The sequence below is a fragment of the Pseudomonas putida genome (genome assembly GCA_029953615.1).
Taxonomy (GTDB): Bacteria; Pseudomonadota; Gammaproteobacteria; order Pseudomonadales; family Pseudomonadaceae; genus Aquipseudomonas.
In genome coordinates this window covers 1,973,069-1,990,936 of the sequence record CP124529.1, presented here as the reverse complement: position 1 = coordinate 1,990,936, position 17,868 = coordinate 1,973,069, and the positions used below count along the sequence as shown (strand labels likewise).

The window sequence follows — 17,868 nt, the reverse complement described above, 5'->3', positions numbered from 1 at the left end:
CCTTGTGTCGCGAAAGGGCTGCGCAGCAGCCCCAAGAGGCTCAAAGCTTGCGCGAAGTGTCGAGCTGCATCAGATAGCTGGGCCCGCCCAGCTGGCTCATCTGCCGACGAATCCAGCCGGCCCGGCTGGCCACGTAGGCACTCGGCCGGCTGGCACTCCACTTGATCGGGCTGGGCAGCACGGCGGCCAATTGTGCCGCCTGCTGGCGGTTAAGCCGGCTGGCATCGACGCCAAAGTGATAGCGCGCTGCCGCCTGGGCGCCAAACACACCCTTGCCCCATTCGGCGCTGTTCAGGTAGACCTCGAGAATCCGCTCCTTCGACCAGAACAGCTCGATCAACGCGGTGAACCAGGCCTCCAGCCCTTTGCGGAACCAGCTGCGCCCGGACCACAGGAACAGGTTCTTGGCCACTTGCTGGGTCAGGGTGCTGGCACCGCGAATGCTGCCGCCGCGCTCGTTGTAGGCCAGCGCTGCCTGGATAGCCGGGATGTCGAAGCCCCAGTGGCTGGCAAACTTCTGGTCTTCGCCAGCGATAACCGCGACCTTGAGGTCGTCGGAGATGTTCTCCCACGGCTCCCAGTCGCGTTGCAGGTCGATCGGCTCGCCATTCACCCAGGACTGCACCTTGCGCTCGACCATCAGCGCGGTACCGGGTGGTGGCACCCAGCGGAACACCAGCACCAGCACGATGCTGCCGGCAGCGAACCAGAGCAGGGCGCGGGAGAGGCGGCGGAGAAGGGTTGGCAGCATGGCGATGGCTTGGCCGTACGGGTGGAAGGGGCCATTATACAGACCCGATCCAAGGAGTCGTCCCATGCTTCGCAGCTTCCTGATGCTTGCCGCCTTTTTCGGCTTCACCGGTGTCGCCCTGGGCGCGTTCGCCGCCCACGGCCTGAAAAGCCGACTGACGGCCGACTACCTGGCGATCTTCCAGACCGGCGTGACCTACCAGTTGGTGCATGCCCTGGCGATCTTCGCCGTCGCCGTGCTCTCGGTGCACCTGCCAGGGCGCCTGGTCGGCTGGGCCGGCGGCCTGTTTGCCCTGGGTATAGTGCTGTTCTCCGGTAGCCTGTACCTGCTGACCCTCAGCGGCCTGGGCAAGCTTGGCATCATCACCCCGCTTGGCGGCCTGTGCTTCCTGGCCGGCTGGTTGTGCCTGGGCCTGGCAGCCTGGCGGCTGGGCTGACCGGGTAGTCCACAATCGCGACTAATGGCGTGCAGCGCCCTTGGGTTGCAGGGCGGTTCGGCGCTAGAATGCGGGCCCCAAAGAACAATGGTGGCCGTGCGCATGCGCATTCAACTGAACGGTGAACCTTACGAATTGCCCGCTGGCGAAAGCGTCGCGGCCCTGCTGGCCCGCCTGGAGCTGACCGGGCGCCGCGTCGCGGTGGAACTGAACCTGGATATCGTGCCGCGTAGCCAGCACGACAGCACGCTGCTGAACGACGGCGACCAGGTCGAGGTGGTCCACGCTATCGGTGGCGGCTGATTCCGGCCGGCGATTCACCTGCAAGCCCAGCAACCTTTTCCCGAGGAACAACCATGAGCAACGTTCGTAGCGACAAGCCCTTCACCCTGGCCGGGCGTACCTTCCAGTCGCGCCTGCTGGTCGGCACCGGCAAATACCGTGACATGGAAGAAACCCGCCTGGCCATCGAGGCCTCGGGTGCCGAGATCGTCACCGTTGCCGTGCGCCGCACCAACATCGGTCAGAACCCGGGCGAGCCGAACCTGCTCGATGTGCTGCCGCCAGACCGCTACACCATCCTGCCGAACACCGCTGGCTGCTACGACGCGGTCGAAGCCGTGCGCACCTGCCGCCTGGCCCGCGAACTGCTGGATGGCCACAACCTGGTCAAGCTGGAAGTGCTGGCCGACCAGAAAACCCTTTTCCCCAACGTGATCGAAACCCTCAAGGCTGCCGAAGTGCTGGTCAAGGACGGTTTCGACGTGATGGTCTACACCAGTGACGACCCGATCATCGCCCGTCAGCTGGCCGAAGCCGGCTGCATCGCGGTCATGCCGCTGGCAGGCCTGATCGGTACCGGCCTGGGTATCTGCAACCCCTACAACCTGCAGATCATCCTGGAAGAGTCCAAGGTGCCGGTGCTGGTCGATGCCGGCGTGGGTACCGCGTCCGATGCCACCATCGCCATGGAAATGGGCTGCGAAGCGGTGCTGATGAACTCGGCCATTGCCCACGCCCAGCAGCCGGTGCTGATGGCCGAGGCCATGAAGCACGCCATCGTCGCCGGTCGCATGGCCTACCTGGCCGGTCGTATGCCGAAGAAACTCTATGCCAGCGCCTCTTCGCCGCTGGATGGTCTGATCAAGTAAGAGCCCCTGATGACTGAATCGCACGATACGCCGATCACCCCCGACGGCGAAGCCCGCCCGCACCGCCGCATCAAGAGTTTCGTGATGCGTGCCGGGCGCATGACCGAAGGCCAGCAACGTGGCCTGGAGCAGGGTGGCCCGCTGTACATTCTGCCGCTGGCCGACAGCCCGGTGGACTACGACCAGGTGTTTGGCCGTTCGGCGCCGCGCACCCTGGAGATCGGTTTCGGCATGGGCCATTCCCTGCTGGAAATGGCAGCTGCCGCGCCTGAGCAGGACTTCATCGGTGTGGAAGTACACCGCCCGGGTGTTGGAGCGCTGCTCAACGGCGTTTTGACCCAAGGCCTGAAGAACCTGCGGGTGTATGACTGCGATGCCATAGAAGTGCTGAACCGCTGCGTGGCGGACAACAGCCTCGACCGCCTGATGCTGTTCTTCCCCGACCCATGGCACAAGGCGCGCCACCACAAGCGCCGCATCGTCCAGCTGGAGTTCGCCGAACTGGTACGACGCAAGCTCAAGCCCGGTGGCGTGTTCCACATGGCTACCGACTGGGAGCCGTATGCCGAGTACATGCTGGAAGTGATGAGCGCTGCCCCTGGCTATCGCAACCGTGCGGCCGACGGCACTTACGTGCCGCGCCCGGAAGAGCGCCCGATCACCAAGTTCGAACGCCGCGGCGAACGGCTGGGGCATGGCGTTTGGGACTTGAAGTTCGAGAAGGTGGATTGATCGGCTGATACGGCCTTTCGATGTGCTGATGCCTGCAGAAATGCAGGCGAAAAAAAACCGCCTTGAGAAAGGCGGTTTTCTTTTGAGCGACAGGACTGAGTATCCTTCGCTCGGTGTTTCACCGAAAACCTCCACACGGTAGAAAGATCATAAGTAGGCTGACAGGGAGCGTCAATGCTCCGAAATATCCAGCATTACGTGTGTCGGAGCGGTTAACAGTTTTGCGAACACATCCCAAGTATCATCGCGCTGCTCCTGTGTGGATTTGATCGGTGATGGGCCGGGTAGGAGAAGAATTCTGCTTTCCGGCCCCTTCGACATGGCCTGAGAACCATGCCGGCAACTGACTTTGAAGGGCCATTAACCTGGCCACTTCACCGAAAACCTCCACACGGTTTTCGAAGGCATCGAAGCGCCGGTTAGATGCTGGAAGATTGGCCCGCCAACACGGAGGCCAAGGCATATGAAGCGTTTGCTTGATGCGCTGAGCCGCGTTTGGACGTTCATCCGGATCTTGACTGTGCTCAAGACCGTTCGGGACTTCATGCGCGACCACTTCGATGATGCCCGCTAAGGGCTAGTCAGGTGGTAGGGCTGCCCTGGTTCGCCGGGGCAGCTTTTAGAATCATTCCCTGCACCGGCCCGTACCCAGAAACTGCACTATCTCCTGGCATGCGCGGTATCTGTGGGAGCGGGCAGGCCCGCGAAGCAGACGACTCGGTGGATGGCACGGGCTTCGCCCGTGTTCGCGGCGGTTCGACGCCTCGACACGCCCGCTCCCACAGGGTAAGTGCAACTCCCGAATATTGGCTCAGCCCCGCCGATCAGCCACCACGCCAATTATCACCAGCACCACCAGCAATACCGGCGCCAGCGCGTAGTTGTTGAACTGGCTCAGCCCCTTCACCACCCACGGTGTGGCGTAGATCAGTGCCGCACCGCTGCCGATCATCACCATCAGCGCCATGAACGGCACGCGCAGAGCGCCCGCCAGGTTGCCCAGGCGTTGCTCAGCCCAGGCTTTGACATCGGTGCCGAACAGCACCAGCAGGCAGCCTACCAAGGCCAGTGAAATCTCCGACAGGTTGCTGCGGCTCCAGCGAGAAACCGTCGCGAGCAGATCAAGTACCAAATCCATGGGTCATCCTTAGGTCAAGAAATACTGCAGCAGGTCATTGAGGAACAACTGGCCCCTCGGGGTGGCCACCAGTCGATCCGGTTCGACCTGTAAAAGGCCTTTTTGTTCGGCTGCGCGGCGTGCCTCGCGCAGCTGTGCCAGCGGCAAACCGGTGCGTTGGGTAAACAGTTCGGCTTCCACCCCATCGGTCAGGCGCAGGGCGTTCATCAGGAACTCGAACGGCAGCTCGTCGACTGGCAGCAGCTTTTCGCCGGCCTTGAACGGCTTTGCCAGGTTCAGGTAGTCCTTCGGCAGGCGGGTCTTCCAGGTGCGCAGGATGCGCCCGTCGGCGAAGGTCAGCTTGCCGTGGGCACCAGCGCCAATGCCGATGAAGTCGCCAAAGCGCCAGTAGTTGAGATTGTGCCGTGCGGCGCGCCCCGCCTGGGCATAGGCCGAGACTTCGTACTGGCGGAAGCCGTGTTCGGCCATCAGCGCCTGGCCTGCCTCCTGGATGTCCCAGAGGATGTCGTCCTCGGGCAGCTCGGGCGGCTGGTTCCAGAACACCGTGTTCGGCTCCACGGTCAGCTGGTACCACGACAGGTGCGTCGGCCCCAGGTCGATGGCCTGCCGCAGGTCGCCCAGCGCGTCGTCCAGCGACTGGTCGGGAAGGCCGTGCATCAGGTCCATGTTGAAGTTGTCGAAGCCGGCTGCGCGTGCCATGCCAGCGGCGCGGACTGCTTCATCACCGTTGTGGATACGACCCAGCGCCTGCAGTTTGGCTGGCTGGAAACTCTGCACGCCGATGGACAGGCGGTTGATGCCGGTTTGCCGGTAGGCCTTGAACTTGTCCTGCTCGAACGTACCCGGGTTGGCCTCCAGGGTGATTTCGATGTCCGGCGCAAACGGGATACGTTGCTCTACGCCACGCAGCAATCGGCCAAGGGCGTCGGCACTGAACAGGCTGGGGGTGCCGCCGCCGAAGAAGATCGAGCTGATCGGCCGGCCTTGCACTGCGACCAGCTCCTGGTCGAGGTCGGTCAGCAGGGCGGCGACGTAGGCGTCTTCCGGCAGTTCAGGCCCGGCGGCGTGGGAGTTGAAGTCGCAGTAAGGGCATTTGCGTACGCACCACGGTATGTGGATATACAGCGCCAGCGGTGGCAGGCTGGTGAAACCCGCCGCCCCGGGGGTGGACAGCGTTTCGATCATGCCAGGCCCAGACGTTGGCGCAGCAGGGCCATGGCGCGGGCGCGGTGGCTGAGCTGGTTCTTGTCCACAGGGGCCAGGTCGGCGCTGGAGCAGTTGCGTTCCGGTACCCAGAACAGCGGGTCGTAGCCGAAGCCGTGCTCGCCACTGGCCTCGAACATGATGCGCCCGTGCCACAGGCCTTCGCACAGGATCGGCAACGGGTCGTCGGCATGACGCACCAGCGCCAGGACGCAGACGAACTGTGCACCGCGCTCGGCTTCAGGCACGTCTTTCAGCGCTTCGAGCAGCTTGGCGTTGTTCGCCGCGTCACCCTTGCCGTCGGCATAGCGCGCCGAGTAGATGCCAGGCGCGCCGCCAAGGAAGTCTACCGCCAGGCCCGAATCGTCGGCCAGGGCTGGCAGGCCGGAAATGCGTGCGGCGTTGCGCGCCTTGAGGATGGCGTTCTCGACGAACGACAGGCCGGTTTCTTCCGGTTCGACCTGGCTGAACTCGCCGATCGAGCGCAGCTGCACGGACGCGCCGAGCATGGCCTGGAGTTCCTTGAGTTTGCCGGCGTTGTGGCTGGCCAATACGAGTTGCTGGAAATTCATCATTCGCCTGGGAAAACGTCCTGGTTGAAGCTGAGGGAGTTGCTGATGCCGCCGGTTTCGATATTCAGGTCGAAGGTGACGGTTTCTGGCTGGTCGATCTTGAACTGGGCGATGTAGTACACCGCGCCCTGTTCGGTGATCTGCTTGAACGAGAGCGGGCTGCTGCGCCCGGTCAGGTCCTTGACCGTGCCGCTGACCACCGCCGTGGCGGGCTTGTTGGCCTTGAGCACGGCGATGTTGAGTACACCCTGGTTCTTGCTGCGTACCAGGCCGGTGGCTGCGGCCACCTCCGGCGTCAGCATGCTCGAAGTGAACGCGCTGTAGTGTACCGTCACGTCGCCAAACACCTCCTTGCGCTCGGGGCGGGCAGCATCGGCAGCCAGTACCGGCAGGGCCAGGCACAGGCTGAACAGGAACAGGGCTAGGCGACGCATGGGGGGATTCCTCCGCTGGGCGTCAGACCGCGAGCTGATGTTCTTGCAGGCCCGGGCTGCTGACGCGGTAGATGCCGATCTCACCTAGAAGATTAGGCCAAAGCCGGCCACCCCACCCGTTGCGGTGCAAGTGGTCGACGGCCAGGCGGTCGAGCACCTTGGCGCGGCGCTCGTGGCACAGCTCTTCGAAGTCGGCGAAGGTGCAGAAGTGGATGTTCGGCGTGTTGTACCAGGTGTATGGCATGAAGTCCGATACCGGCATGCGGCCTTTGGTCGCCAGGTACCAGCGGCAACGCCAGTGGCCGAAGTTGGGGAAGGTGATGATGCACTGGCGGCCCACGCGCAGCATCTCGTCGAGGATGCGGTCGGGGTACTCCACGGCCTGCAGGGCCTGGGTCATGATCACCACGTCGAAACTGTTGCTGGCGAAGTTGCCCAGGCCCTTGTCCAGGTCCTGCTCGATGACGTTGACGCCCTTGGCCACGCAGGCGGCGATGTTGTCGGCATCGATCTCCAGGCCATAGCCGGTGACCTGCTTGCGGTCGCGCAGCGAGGCCAGCAGTTCGCCGCTGCCGCAGCCCAGGTCGAGTACCCGGCTGCCGGCGGGGATCCAGTCGTGGATGATTTCCAGATCGGCTCTCATGCTGCCCTCAGATGGTAATGCGGTTCATGTAGTTCGAGAAACCCTGCATGTAGCGAGGCGTGGGGATCAAGAAGGCATCGTGCCCGTAAGGCGAGTCGATCTCCAGGTAGCAGACGTTCTTGCGCGCGGCCATCAGGGCGTCGACGATCTCGCGCGAACGGGCCGGGGAGAAGCGCCAGTCGGTGGTGAACGACATGATGCAGTAATCCGCCTTGACGTGGGCCAGTGTGGCCGCCAGGTCGCCGCCCTGGGCGGCGGCGGGGTCGAAGTAGTCCAGCGCCTTGGTCATCAGCAGGTAGGTGTTGGCGTCGAAGCGCCCGGAAAACTCCTCACCCTGGTAGCGCAGGTAGCTCTCGACCTGGAATTCGACGCTGTGGAAGTCGTAGTTGAGCTTGTCGCTCTTCAGCTCACGGCCGAATTTTTCACCCATCGAGTCGTCCGACAGATAGGTGATGTGGCCGACCATGCGCGCCAGCATCAGGCCGCGCTTGGGGATCACGCCCTGGTCCTGGAACGAACCACCGTGGAATTCGGGGTCGGTGAGGATCGCCTGGCGTGCCACTTCGTTGAAGGCGATGTTCTGTGCCGACAGTTTGGGCGCCGAGGCAATGTCGACGCAATGGCGTACGCGTTCGGGGTAGCTGATGGTCCACTGCAGCGCCTGCATGCCACCCAGGCTGCCACCGACCACCGCAGCCCACTGCTGGATGCCCAGGCGCTCGGCCAGGCGCACCTGGCTGTGTACCCAGTCTTCCACGGTCAGCACCGGGAAGTCGGCGCCATAGGGCTTGCCGGTGGCCGGGTTGACGCTGCTGGGGCCGGTGCTGCCGTTGCAGCCGCCCAGGTTGTTCAGGCTGACCACGAAGAAGCGGTTGGTGTCGATCGGCTTGCCAGGGCCGATGCAGCTGTCCCACCAGCCCGGCTTGCGGTCGGTGGCGGCATGGTAGCCAGCGGCATGGTGGTGGCCGGAGAGGGCATGGCAGATCAGCACGGCGTTGCTCGCGCTGGCGTTCAGGGTGCCATAGGTCTCGTAGACCAGTTCATAACTGGCCAGGGAGCGGCCACAAGCCAGGGCCAGCGGTTCATCGAACCGGGCGGTTTGCGGTACTACCAGACCGACGGAATCTTCGGGAAAGACTGTGGACATCGACCCTGCTCACGCTTGACGGAGGCGTAAGTCTAAAGAGCGCTACCCCCAGCGGCAAGCAAAGGCTTGCCACTGGAAGCAACCAAGGTCAGGTTAGGCTCAGATCATCCGCCACAGCTCTTGCGGCATGCCGGCGTAGGCGGCCAGCGGCGGCATGACGAACGACTGGATGACCTGGATCGCGAGGAAGGCGAAGATCGGCGAGATGTCCATGCCGCCCAGGTTGGGCACGATGCGGCGGAACGGCGCCAGCACCGGTTCGCTGATCTGGTAGGCCAGTTCGGCCGCCGGGTTGTGGCTGTTGGGGGCCACCCATGAAACGATCACCATGACGATCATCGCCACCCAGAAAATCTTCAGGAACAGCGAGGTGATACCAATGATCGCCCACATCAGCAGGTGCAGGATGTCACCGAAGGTGCCGTAGGTGACCATCAGCACGAACGCCATCAGCAGCGCCTGGATGACCACTGACAACAGCAGCGACGAGGTATCCAGCCCACCAACACTGGGGATGACCCGGCGAATCGGCTTTAGCAGCGGCTGCGTGGCGCGCACGGCGAACTGGCACAGCGGGTTGTAGAAGTTGGCTTTGACCAGCTGCAGGACGAAGCGCAGCAGGACGATCACCAGGTACAGGCTGACCAGGGTTTGCACCACGAAGATCGCGGCGCCGGACAGTGCATTCATCTAAGGCTCCTTATTTGCCCAGTTGTTCGGCCAGCTCGGCGGAACGTGTGGCCGCAGCTTGCAGCGCCTGTTCGACGATAGCTTCGAAGCCGCTGGCCTGGAACGACTTGATCGCCGCCTCGGTGGTGCCGGCAGGCGAGGTGACGCGGCGGCGAAGTTCGGCAGCGTCGACATCGCTGGCAACCGCCATGCGCGCGGCGCCCAGGGCTGTCTGCAAGGTCAGCTGGGAAGCGGTTTCACGTGGCAGGCCAAGCTTTTCGCCCGCCGCGGTCATGGCTTCGATCAGCAGGAAGAAATACGCCGGGCCGCTGCCGGAGACGGCAGTCACGGCGTCCAGTTGCTGCTCCTGCTGCAGCCACAGGGCGGTGCCCACGGCCGACAGCAGTTGCTCGGCTTGCTGGCGCTGGTCGGCAGTAACCTCTGCGGTGGCGTACAGGCCGCTGACGCCCTGGCGCAGCAGTGCCGGGGTGTTGGGCATGCAGCGCACCACCGGGCGAGCGCCGACCCAGCTTTGCAGGCTGGCGCAGGTGATGCCGGCGGCAATGGAAACGAGCAGCTGGCCATCCTGCAGGTTCGGTTGCAGGGCCTGGCATACCGCTTTCATGACCTGCGGCTTGACCGCCAGGACGATGACGTCGGCGCCATCGATGGCCTGGGCGTTGTTCTCGAAGGTTTCGATGCCGTGCTCGGCCTGGATGCGGCTGCGGGTCTCGGCGCCCGGGTCGCTGGCGCGGATCTGCGAGGCGTCCAGGCCCTGGGCACGCAGACCACCGATCAGGCTGGCGGCCATGTTGCCGGCGCCGATAAAGGCAATACGAGTCTTGCTCATGTCAGGTCCTTGTGGGAAAGAGTGAGTAAAGCATGGAATCAGGGCTGCCCGTAGTCGCGGGCGCCGAACAGGGCGGTACCGATACGTATCCAGGTCGCACCCTGTGCAATGGCAGCTTCCAGGTCGTGGCTCATGCCCATGGACAGGGTGTCCAGGCCAAGGCCAAGGCCCTCCTGCAACTGGCGCAGGGTGGCGAAGGCGGCTTCCTGCGCGGCGCGGTCATCGGTAGGTTCGGGGATTGCCATCAGCCCGCGCAGGCGCAGGTTGGGCAGCGCGGCTACCGCCTTGGCCAGGGCTGGCAGGTCGGCGGGGGCGCAACCAGACTTGCTGTCTTCGCCGCTGACGTTCACCTGCAGGCAGATGTTCAGTGGTGCCAACCCGGCCGGGCGCTGCTCCGAGAGGCGTTGGGCGATTTTCAGGCGGTCCACGGAATGTACCCAGGCGAAATGCTCGGCGATGGCTTTGGTCTTGTTCGACTGAATGGGGCCGATGAAGTGCCAGATCAAGGGCAGGTCACTGAGTGCCTGCTGCTTTGTCAGCGCTTCCTGTAGGTAGTTTTCCCCGACATCGCAAACACCGGCGGCGTGGATCTCGCGGATGGCGCTGGCTGGCTTGGTCTTGCTCACGGCCAGCAACTGGACACTGGCCGGATCACGCCCGGCAGCCTGGGCAGCGCTGGCGATACGGGCGGAAATAGCGGAAAGGTTGTCTGCTAGGGTGGACATGGATTGATGCCGGCGGCTGTGGGGTTTGCGGCATTCTACCTACTTGAAGGCCTTTGGGGAGTCTCATGGATGTGACCGACCTGTTGGCCCGGGCCGTGGATGCGGGGGCTTCCGACCTGCATCTGGCGGCGGGCCAGATACCGATGTTGCGCCTGGATGGCGAGTTGCAGCGCATGGCTCTGCCGACCTTGAGCCCGGACGCCTTGATCGAGGGCATGGCACCCATGCTGGATGAAGCCCAGCGCCGACAGTGGACCCAGGGAGATGAACTGGACCTGGCGCTGGAATTGCCGGCACTGGGGCGCTTTCGGCTGAACCTGTTTCGCCAGTTGCAGGGGCCGGCTGCCACCTTTCGCCTGATCCCGGGGCGTATCGCCACGCTCGATGAACTCGACCTAGGGGATGTGTTTCAAGCTGTTGCGCAGGGCAGCGATGGCTTGATACTCGTGGGTGGGCCGACCGGCAGCGGCAAGTCCAGCACCCTGGCGACGCTGCTCGACCAGCTGAGCCGTGAGCGGGCACTGCATATCATCACCCTCGAAGACCCTGTCGAAGTTATCCATAGCAGCCAGCGCAGCCTGGTCAACCAGCGTGAGATCGGTCGCCATTGCGGCGGGTTTGCCCAAGGGCTGCGCAGTGCCCTGCGTCAGGACCCGGATGTGATCATGATCGGGGAGCTGCGCGACCTGGAAACCATTCGCCTGGCCTTGCGCGCGGCGGAGACCGGGCACCTGGTGCTGGCGACCGTGCATACGCGTTCGGCGGTGAACAGCGTTGACCGGTTGGTGGAGGTGTTTGCTGCCGAAGAGAAGCCGCTGGTGCGGGCGATGCTGGCCGAGTCGTTGCGCCTGGTGGTGGCGCAAATATTGGTCAGGCGTGCGGGTGGAGGGCGGGTTGCGGCGCGTGAGGTGCTGGTGGTTACGCCAGCGGTGCGTAACCTGATTCGGGAAGGGCGGATGGCGCAGTTGTGTTCGGTGATGCAGGCGGGTGGTGCGGACGGGATGCGGACGATGGAGGGGGCGATGCGAGGACTGAGGGAGCGAGGGCTGATTGAGGACTTGTAGTGGCTGTACCGGCCCCTTCGCGGGCACGCCCGCTCCCACAGGTATGGCGGTGCCCGCGAGAGCGACGCGGTACCTGTGGGAGCGGGCGTGCCCGCGAAGAGGCCGATACAGGAGAGCGACGATCAGATCAGCGCTTGGCCAGGTTCAGTTGCTGCTGTTCTTTTGGCAACACTCGCTTGGCTACTACGTAATGCTTCTGCCAGTAAGGCTTGCTCAGGGTGTCGATGCTCACCCGCTTGCCACGGCGTGGCGCATGGATGAAGCGGTCGTTGCCCAGGTAGATGGCAACATGGTTCACCCGGCGGCTCTTGATGTTGAAGAAGATCAGGTCACCCGGTTTCAGGTCATCCTGGGCCACCTTCACACCATGGCCCTGAGCCATGGCATTGGAGGTGCGCGGCAGGTCGACGTCGGCGACGTCGTTGAAGGCATATTTGACCAGTCCGCTGCAGTCGAAGCCTTTCTTCGGGCTGCTGCCGCCCCATACATAAGGGGTGCCGAGCACATTCACCGCACGGCTGAGCACATCGCTGCTCTGCTTCGGCGACATGGCAGCGACCGGCATGCCGCGGCTGCTGCTGGCAGCATTGCTTGGGCGGGTGCGCAGCGCGGTCTGTTTGACCGGTGCGTGTCTCACCGAGGCGTTGGTGGTATAGCCGGTGAAACCATTGGGAAGACGTTGCTCACGATTGGTGGCGTGGGCGGCCAGGGGCAATAATAGGCAGAGGGTCAGCCATGTCTTGAGTAAAGGCGGCATAGATGAAGCTCTTATGAATAGTTATGTGTTGGGCGCGCAACTTTATAACAGCTTTTTGATCAATCTTTGATCCGTTGGTCGATTGCCCAGGTGCCGTACGTCGGCCTGCGACAAGAAAGTCACATTTTTTTTTAGAAAATTTTCGGATAACCCACGAGGGCTATGAATGAACAGTTATCAACAAGGGGCGCCATTTCACGACACCCATAGCAAGACCATTGGCTATCTGCTATGGATTTTCGGCTTTACCGGATCGCACCGTTTCTATTACGGCAAGCCGGTAACTGGCACCATCTGGTTCTTCACCCTGGGCCTGCTGGGTATCGGCTGGTTGATCGACCTGTTTCTGATCCCGGCCATGGACCGTGAAGCCGACCTTAGGTTCCAGTCCGGGCGGATTGACTACAACATCGCCTGGATCCTGCTGACCTTCCTCGGTGTGTTTGGCCTGCACCGGCTGTATCAGGGCAAGTGGGTGACCGCGGTCATCTACTTCTTTACCGGCGGGCTGTTCCTGGTGGGGGTGCTGTATGACTTCTGGACGCTGAACAGCCAGGTTTCCGAGCGGAATGCGGGGCGGGGTTGACGCGCAGCCCTTTGTGGGAGCGACACAAGGCCGCTCCCAGAGGGCCGCAAATGCAGGTTACTGACGGGTTTGCCGCTGTTGCAGCAACAGGTTGCTGAAACCTGCACCGGCCAGTTGCTTCTGCGCCCCGGTCAGCTGCTCGCGATTGCTGAACGGGCCCACCAGTACGCGGTACCAGGTTTCGTCCTTGACCGTGCCTGACTCTACCTTCACCGCCTGGCCCAGCAGAATGATCTGCGCGCGTACTTTGTCGGCATCGGCCTGCTTGCGGAACGAGCCTGCTTGCAGGAAGAACTGGGTGGTCGCCGCCGGTTTGATTACCGGCGGTGCCGGTGGCGGGGTCTGCCCCATCAATGCTGCCTGGGCTCGCGCCGTGTCGATCTTCGCCGCTTCGGCCGGTGTCACCGGGGTCACTGGCTGGGCCGGGACGGGTGGCGTCTTCTCTGGAACGGCCTCTGGCGGCACGATCACCTCGGACTCTGGCAGCAGTGTGTAGAAGTCGTACTTCGGCTTTACTGGCTGCTGTGGGGTAGCCTGTGCCGGCTTGCCGGCTTCAGCCACTTTCTCCGCCTTCTGCTGCTCGGGCTTGGTGCGCTTGATGTCTTCGCCACCGGGCTCGAGCTTCATCAGGAACACGATGAACGCGCCTACTGTGAGGCCGACCGCCAGCCATACCCAACCGGGGATCGGCTGCTTGGCCGGCGCCGTCTGGCGGCTGGCGCCGCGTTTGGGTGCGGGTTTTTTCTTGGCAGCCAACTTACATGCGCTCCAGGGTTTCCAGGCCGAGCAGTTCCAGACCTTGCTTGAGGGTGCGGCCGGTCAGGGCCGCCAGGCGCAGGCGGCTCTGCTGCTGCTGCGGGGTTTCGGCGGCAAGAATCGGGCAGTTCTCATAAAAGCTGGAGAACAGGCCGGCCAGGTCGTACAGGTAACTGCACAGCACGTGCGGCGTGCCCTTGTCGGCGACGTTGTTGAGGATTTCGCCAAACTGCGCCAGGCGTGCGGCCAGGTCCTGCTCGTGGGCAGCCTGCAGCACGATGTTGCCTTCGACTTCATCGAAGCCCTTGCCCAGTTTGCGGAATACGCCGGCCACGCGGGTGTAGGCGTATAGCAGGTAAGGTGCGGTATTGCCTTCGAAGTTGAGCATCAGCTCGAAGTTGAAGCTGTAGTCGCTGGTGCGGTGCTTGGACAGGTCGGCGTACTTCACCGCGCCAATGCCCACCACTTCACCAATGTGGCGCAGTTCTTCATCGGCCAGGCTCGGGTTCTTTTCCTTGACCAGCGCGTAGGCGCGCTCCTTGGCCTCGGTGAGCAGGTCGATCAGCTTCACGGTGCCGCCGTCACGGGTCTTGAACGGGCGGCCGTCGGCGCCGTTCATGGTGCCGAAGCCCATGTGCTCCATCTGCATCGGGTGGCCGACGAAACCTGCGCGGCGTGCAACTTCGAACACCTGGTTGAAGTGCAGGGCCTGGCGCTGGTCGACGAAGTACAGGGCGCGGTCGGCCTTGAGCACGTTGCTGCGGTAGCGCACGGCGGCCAGGTCGGTGGTGGCGTACAGGTAGCCGCCGTCAGCCTTCTGCACGATCACCGGCAGTGGTTCGCCTTCACTGTTCTTGAATTCGTCGAGGAACACGCACTGGGCGCCCTGGTCTTCTACCAGCAGGCCCTTGGCCTTGAGGTCGGCGACCACGTTGGCCAGGTCGTCGTTGTAAGCGCTTTCACCCATCACGTCGGCCATGGTCAGCTTGACGTTGAGCAGCTCGTAGGTCTTCTGGCAGTGCGACAGCGAAATGTCCTTGAAGCGCGTCCACAGGGCCATGCAGTCCGGGTCGCCGGCCTGCAGCTTGACCACCAGGCCGCGGGCGCGGGTGGCGAATTCTTCGGATTCGTCAAAGCGCTTCTTGGCGGCACGATAGAAGTTTTCCAGGTCCGACAGCTCGTCGCTGGTAATCGGGTTTTCTTCCAGGTATGCCAGCAGCATGCCGAACTGGGTGCCCCAGTCGCCCACGTGGTTCTGACGGATCACATCATCGCCGAGGAACTCCAGCACGCGCGCCACGCTGTCGCCGATGATGGTCGAACGCAGGTGGCCGACATGCATCTCCTTGGCCAGGTTGGGGGCCGACATGTCGATCACCACCTTTTGCGCAGGGCCGGCTTTGCGCGCGCCCAGGCGTGCGTCGGCCAGTGCGGCATCCAGGCGGTTGGCCAGCGCGTCGGTGTTCTGGAAGAAGTTGAGGAAGCCCGGGCCGGCGATCTCGACCTTGCTGATGTCGGCGCTGGCCGGCAGGGCATCGATCAGTTTTTCGGCCAGGTCGCGCGGCTTCATGCCTGCCGGCTTGGCCAGCATCATGGCGATGTTGCTGGCGAAGTCGCCGTGGGTCTTGTCCCGGGCGTTTTCCACCTGGATCGCCGGCGACAGCCCTTCAGGCAGCACACCGTCGATGACGAGTTGGGTGAGGGCTTGCTGGATCAGCTGGCGAATGGTGTCTTTCATGGGGATCTCTTTTCGACCGCAAGCGCGGTGGAGCGCTTGGATGCGCAGGTGGAAAAACTGGGCATTATCCGTGGCTGAGGGCGGGTTGCCAACCTTTGGGGCTTGCCTGCCTTCAGAATGCCGGGGCCGCTCTGCGGCCCTTTCGCGACACAAGGCCGCTCCTACAAGCGGCCTTGTGTCGCTATGGGCTGCAAAGCAGCCCCTGAAATCAATACAGGTCTACCGGGTCGACATCCAGCGACCAGCGCACCTGGCGCCCGCTCGGCATCTGCTCCAACACTAGCAACCAGGCGCTGATCAGTCGATGCAAAGGCGCCCGCGTATTGGCCTGTATCAACAGTTGCGCGCGGAAGCGCCCGGCGCGGCGCTCCATCGGTGCCGGAACCGGCCCCAGCAGTTCAATGCCCGGCAGGCGCTGTTGGGCCACCAGGCGCTCGGCGGCGGCGCAAGCCTCGTCGAGGAAAGCTTCGGCTTGCCCGGGCTTGTGCGCTTCGGCGCGCAGCAGTGCCAGGTGCGAGTAAGGCGGCAGCCCGGCGGCGCGGCGTTCGTCCAGGGCCTGCTCGGCGAAAGCGAAGTAGCCCTGCTCGGTAAGCTGCACCAGCAGCGGATGGTCGGCCAGGTGGGTCTGGATGATGACCTTGCCGGGCTCCTCGGCGCGCCCGGCCCGCCCGGCAACCTGCACGATCAGCTGTGCCATGCGTTCGCTGGCGCGGAAGTCGCCGGAGAACAGCCCGCCATCGGCATCGAGGATGGCCACCAGGGTCACCCTCGGGAAGTGGTGGCCCTTGGCGAGCATCTGGGTGCCGACAAGGATGCTCGGCTGGCCACGCTGGATGGTGCTGAACAGGTTGTGCATGGCGTCCTTGCGCGCCGTGCTGTCGCGGTCCACGCGCAGGATCGGGTAATCCGGGAACAGCACTTTCAGGCGTTCCTCGGCGCGCTCGGTACCGGCGCCGACCGGGCGCAGGTCAACGTGGTTGCACTGCGGGCACTGCTGGGGCAGGCGCTCGTCATAGCCGCAATGGTGGCAGCGCAGCACGCCGGAGCGCTGGTGCACGGTCATGCGCGCATCGCAGCGCGGGCACTCGGACAGCCAGCCGCAATCGTGGCACAGCAAGGTCGGGGCGAAGCCGCGGCGGTTGAGGAACACCAGCACTTGCTGGCCCGCCTCCAGGGTTTGACGGATGGCCTGCTGCAACGGCCCGCTGATGCCGCTGTCCAGCGGCAGGCTCTTCACATCCAGGCGCAGCATGCGCGGCGGGCGGGCGCCGCCAGCCCGCTGATTCATGCGCAGCAGGCGGTAGCGGCCGCTCAGGGCGTTGTGCAGGGTTTCCAGCGATGGGGTGGCCGAGCCGAGCAAAATCGGGATGTTTTCCTGATGGGCACGTACCAGCGCCAGGTCGCGGGCGTGGTAGCGCAGGCCTTCCTGCTGTTTATAGGAGCCGTCGTGTTCCTCGTCGATGATGATCAGGCCGGGGTTTTTCATCGGCGTGAACAGCGCCGAGCGGGTGCCGATGATGATGTCAGCCTCTCCGTCGCGGGCGGCCAGCCAGGCATCCAGGCGTTCGCGATCATTTACCGCCGAATGCAGCAGGGCGATGCGGGCGTTGAAGCGCTGTTCGAAGCGGGCCAGGGTCTGCGGACCGAGGTTGATTTCCGGGATCAGCACCAGGGCCTGCTTGCCGGCTTCCAGGGTTTCGCGGATCAGCTGCAGGTAGACCTCGGTCTTGCCGCTGCCGGTGACGCCGGCCAGCAGGAAGGCGCCAAAGCTGCCAAAGCCTTCGCGCACGGCGTCGAAGGCATCGCGCTGCTCTTCGTTGAGTGGCAGTTCCGGCTGAGCCAGCCAGTGTTCGTGGCGTATCGCTGGCAGGTGACGGCGGACCTCGATCTGCACCAGGTCCTTGGCCAGCAGCAGGTCGAGGCTGTCCTTGTTCAGGTTGAGCTTGGCCAGCAGGCTGTGGGCCACGCCGTGCGGGTGCTGGGCCAGGGTCTTGAGGGCATCGCGCTGGCGCGGTGCCCGGGCGATGCGCGGGTCTTCCAGGCGGGCGCCGGGGGCGACATGCCAGAAGCGCTCCTGGCGCATCTCGGCGGGTTCGCCCTGGCGCAGCAGCGTGGGCAGGGCCCAGCTCAGGGTGTCGCCCAGGCTGTGCTGGTAGTACTGGGCGGTCCACAGGCACAACTTGAACAGCGACGGCGGGATCGGCGATACCGGGTCGAGCAGGGCGCTGGCCGGCTTGAGCTTGTCGGCGGGCACTTCGCTCTGCTCGCACACTTCCACCAGCACGCCGATCATTTCGCGGCGGCCGAACGGCACGCGAATGCGCATGCCCGGGGTCAAGGCCTGGCGTGCCATGCTTGCCGGCGCCTTGTAGTCGAACAGGCGACGCAGCGGAGAGGGCAGGGCAAGGCGCAGGATGACGTCGGACACGCGGATAGTCTCGGAGGGCGTTTCAAAGACTGGCGAGCCTAGCAGACGACGGTCGGTGCAAGCGACAACTTGCGTTGGCGTGATGCTC

Annotated in this window: 20 protein-coding genes; 6 read left to right on the top strand and 14 right to left on the bottom strand. The window is 64.0% G+C overall.

What is annotated here, in order from left to right; genetic code table 11:
- Window positions 1-40: 40 nt before the first annotated feature.
- Window positions 41-751 (bottom strand): monofunctional biosynthetic peptidoglycan transglycosylase, encoded by a 711-nt coding sequence (mtgA, locus tag QIY50_09100; protein WGV22313.1) that lies wholly within the window; start codon window positions 749-751, stop codon window positions 41-43.
- A 64-nt stretch (window positions 752-815) separates the two neighbouring features.
- On the opposite strand from mtgA, the gene QIY50_09095 reads away from it, so the two are divergent.
- The 4 genes from QIY50_09095 (at window position 816) to trmB (ending at window position 3,070) form a co-directional block, all read left to right on the top strand.
- A complete protein-coding gene (locus QIY50_09095; GenBank protein WGV22312.1) occupies window positions 816-1,187 on the top strand; it encodes a DUF423 domain-containing protein in 372 nt (123 codons plus the stop codon).
- 102 nt (window positions 1,188-1,289) lie between these two features.
- Window positions 1,290-1,490 carry a sulfur carrier protein ThiS gene (gene thiS, locus QIY50_09090; protein WGV22311.1) on the top strand — a complete coding sequence of 67 codons (201 nt, stop codon included), beginning with the start codon at window positions 1,290-1,292 and terminating at the stop codon, window positions 1,488-1,490.
- Between the two features lie 53 nt (window positions 1,491-1,543).
- Window positions 1,544-2,338 (top strand): thiazole synthase, encoded by a 795-nt coding sequence (locus QIY50_09085; GenBank protein ID WGV22310.1) that lies wholly within the window; start codon window positions 1,544-1,546, stop codon window positions 2,336-2,338.
- 9 nt (window positions 2,339-2,347) lie between these two features.
- A complete protein-coding gene (trmB, locus tag QIY50_09080; GenBank protein WGV22309.1) occupies window positions 2,348-3,070 on the top strand; it encodes a tRNA (guanosine(46)-N7)-methyltransferase TrmB in 723 nt (240 codons plus the stop codon).
- An 811-nt stretch (window positions 3,071-3,881) separates the two neighbouring features.
- On the opposite strand, the gene QIY50_09075 is transcribed toward trmB, so the two are convergent.
- The 9 genes from QIY50_09075 to QIY50_09035 all read right to left on the bottom strand — a co-directional run bounded on the left by QIY50_09075 (window position 3,882) and on the right by QIY50_09035 (window position 10,451).
- The gene (locus QIY50_09075; GenBank protein WGV22308.1) at window positions 3,882-4,208 is read right to left on the bottom strand and encodes a DUF3392 domain-containing protein; all 327 of its coding nucleotides are present in this window, start codon (window positions 4,206-4,208) and stop codon (window positions 3,882-3,884) included.
- Window positions 4,209-4,217: 9 nt separating this feature from the next.
- Window positions 4,218-5,393 carry a radical SAM family heme chaperone HemW gene (gene hemW, locus QIY50_09070; protein ID WGV22307.1) on the bottom strand — a complete coding sequence of 392 codons (1,176 nt, stop codon included), beginning with the start codon at window positions 5,391-5,393 and terminating at the stop codon, window positions 4,218-4,220.
- Window positions 5,390-5,986, bottom strand: coding sequence for an RdgB/HAM1 family non-canonical purine NTP pyrophosphatase (gene rdgB, locus QIY50_09065; protein ID WGV22306.1), 597 nt, complete (start codon window positions 5,984-5,986; stop codon window positions 5,390-5,392). The genes hemW and rdgB overlap by 4 nt, the downstream gene beginning before the upstream one ends.
- The gene (locus tag QIY50_09060; protein WGV22305.1) at window positions 5,983-6,417 is read right to left on the bottom strand and encodes a DUF4426 domain-containing protein; all 435 of its coding nucleotides are present in this window, start codon (window positions 6,415-6,417) and stop codon (window positions 5,983-5,985) included. Before QIY50_09060 ends, rdgB begins: the two co-directional genes overlap by 4 nt.
- 22 nt (window positions 6,418-6,439) lie before the next feature.
- Window positions 6,440-7,060: a methionine biosynthesis protein MetW gene (metW, locus tag QIY50_09055; GenBank protein ID WGV22304.1), complete on the bottom strand. Its 621-nt coding sequence runs from the start codon at window positions 7,058-7,060 to the stop codon at window positions 6,440-6,442.
- A 7-nt stretch (window positions 7,061-7,067) separates the two neighbouring features.
- Entirely contained in the window at window positions 7,068-8,207 is a 1,140-nt protein-coding gene (locus tag QIY50_09050; GenBank protein WGV22303.1) for a homoserine O-acetyltransferase, read from the bottom strand.
- 99 nt (window positions 8,208-8,306) lie between these two features.
- Window positions 8,307-8,897: a YggT family protein gene (locus tag QIY50_09045; protein ID WGV22302.1), complete on the bottom strand. Its 591-nt coding sequence runs from the start codon at window positions 8,895-8,897 to the stop codon at window positions 8,307-8,309.
- 10 nt (window positions 8,898-8,907) lie between these two features.
- Complete coding sequence (gene proC, locus QIY50_09040) at window positions 8,908-9,726, bottom strand: pyrroline-5-carboxylate reductase (protein WGV22301.1); 819 nt, start codon at window positions 9,724-9,726, stop codon at window positions 8,908-8,910.
- Between the two features lie 38 nt (window positions 9,727-9,764).
- The gene (locus tag QIY50_09035) at window positions 9,765-10,451 is read right to left on the bottom strand and encodes a YggS family pyridoxal phosphate-dependent enzyme (GenBank protein ID WGV22300.1); all 687 of its coding nucleotides are present in this window, start codon (window positions 10,449-10,451) and stop codon (window positions 9,765-9,767) included.
- 65 nt (window positions 10,452-10,516) lie between these two features.
- Between QIY50_09035 and QIY50_09030 the strand changes: the two genes are divergently transcribed.
- Window positions 10,517-11,515, top strand: a complete 999-nt coding sequence (locus QIY50_09030; GenBank protein WGV22299.1) for a PilT/PilU family type 4a pilus ATPase — start codon at window positions 10,517-10,519, stop codon at window positions 11,513-11,515.
- Window positions 11,516-11,642: 127 nt separating this feature from the next.
- Here the strand turns inward: QIY50_09030 and QIY50_09025 are convergent, their stop codons facing one another.
- Window positions 11,643-12,272 carry a C40 family peptidase gene (locus QIY50_09025; protein WGV22298.1) on the bottom strand — a complete coding sequence of 210 codons (630 nt, stop codon included), beginning with the start codon at window positions 12,270-12,272 and terminating at the stop codon, window positions 11,643-11,645.
- Between the two features lie 166 nt (window positions 12,273-12,438).
- On the opposite strand from QIY50_09025, the gene QIY50_09020 reads away from it, so the two are divergent.
- The gene (locus QIY50_09020; GenBank protein ID WGV22297.1) at window positions 12,439-12,858 is read left to right on the top strand and encodes a TM2 domain-containing protein; all 420 of its coding nucleotides are present in this window, start codon (window positions 12,439-12,441) and stop codon (window positions 12,856-12,858) included.
- Between the two features lie 57 nt (window positions 12,859-12,915).
- On the opposite strand, the gene QIY50_09015 is transcribed toward QIY50_09020, so the two are convergent.
- From QIY50_09015 to QIY50_09005, 3 genes are all read right to left on the bottom strand, one after another.
- Entirely contained in the window at window positions 12,916-13,614 is a 699-nt protein-coding gene (locus QIY50_09015; protein WGV22296.1) for an SPOR domain-containing protein, read from the bottom strand.
- Window position 13,615: 1 nt separating this feature from the next.
- Window positions 13,616-15,352, bottom strand: a complete 1,737-nt coding sequence (gene argS, locus QIY50_09010) for an arginine--tRNA ligase (GenBank protein WGV22295.1) — start codon at window positions 15,350-15,352, stop codon at window positions 13,616-13,618.
- Between the two features lie 208 nt (window positions 15,353-15,560).
- Complete coding sequence (locus QIY50_09005; protein ID WGV22294.1) at window positions 15,561-17,780, bottom strand: primosomal protein N'; 2,220 nt, start codon at window positions 17,778-17,780, stop codon at window positions 15,561-15,563.
- Window positions 17,781-17,868 lie beyond the last annotated feature (88 nt).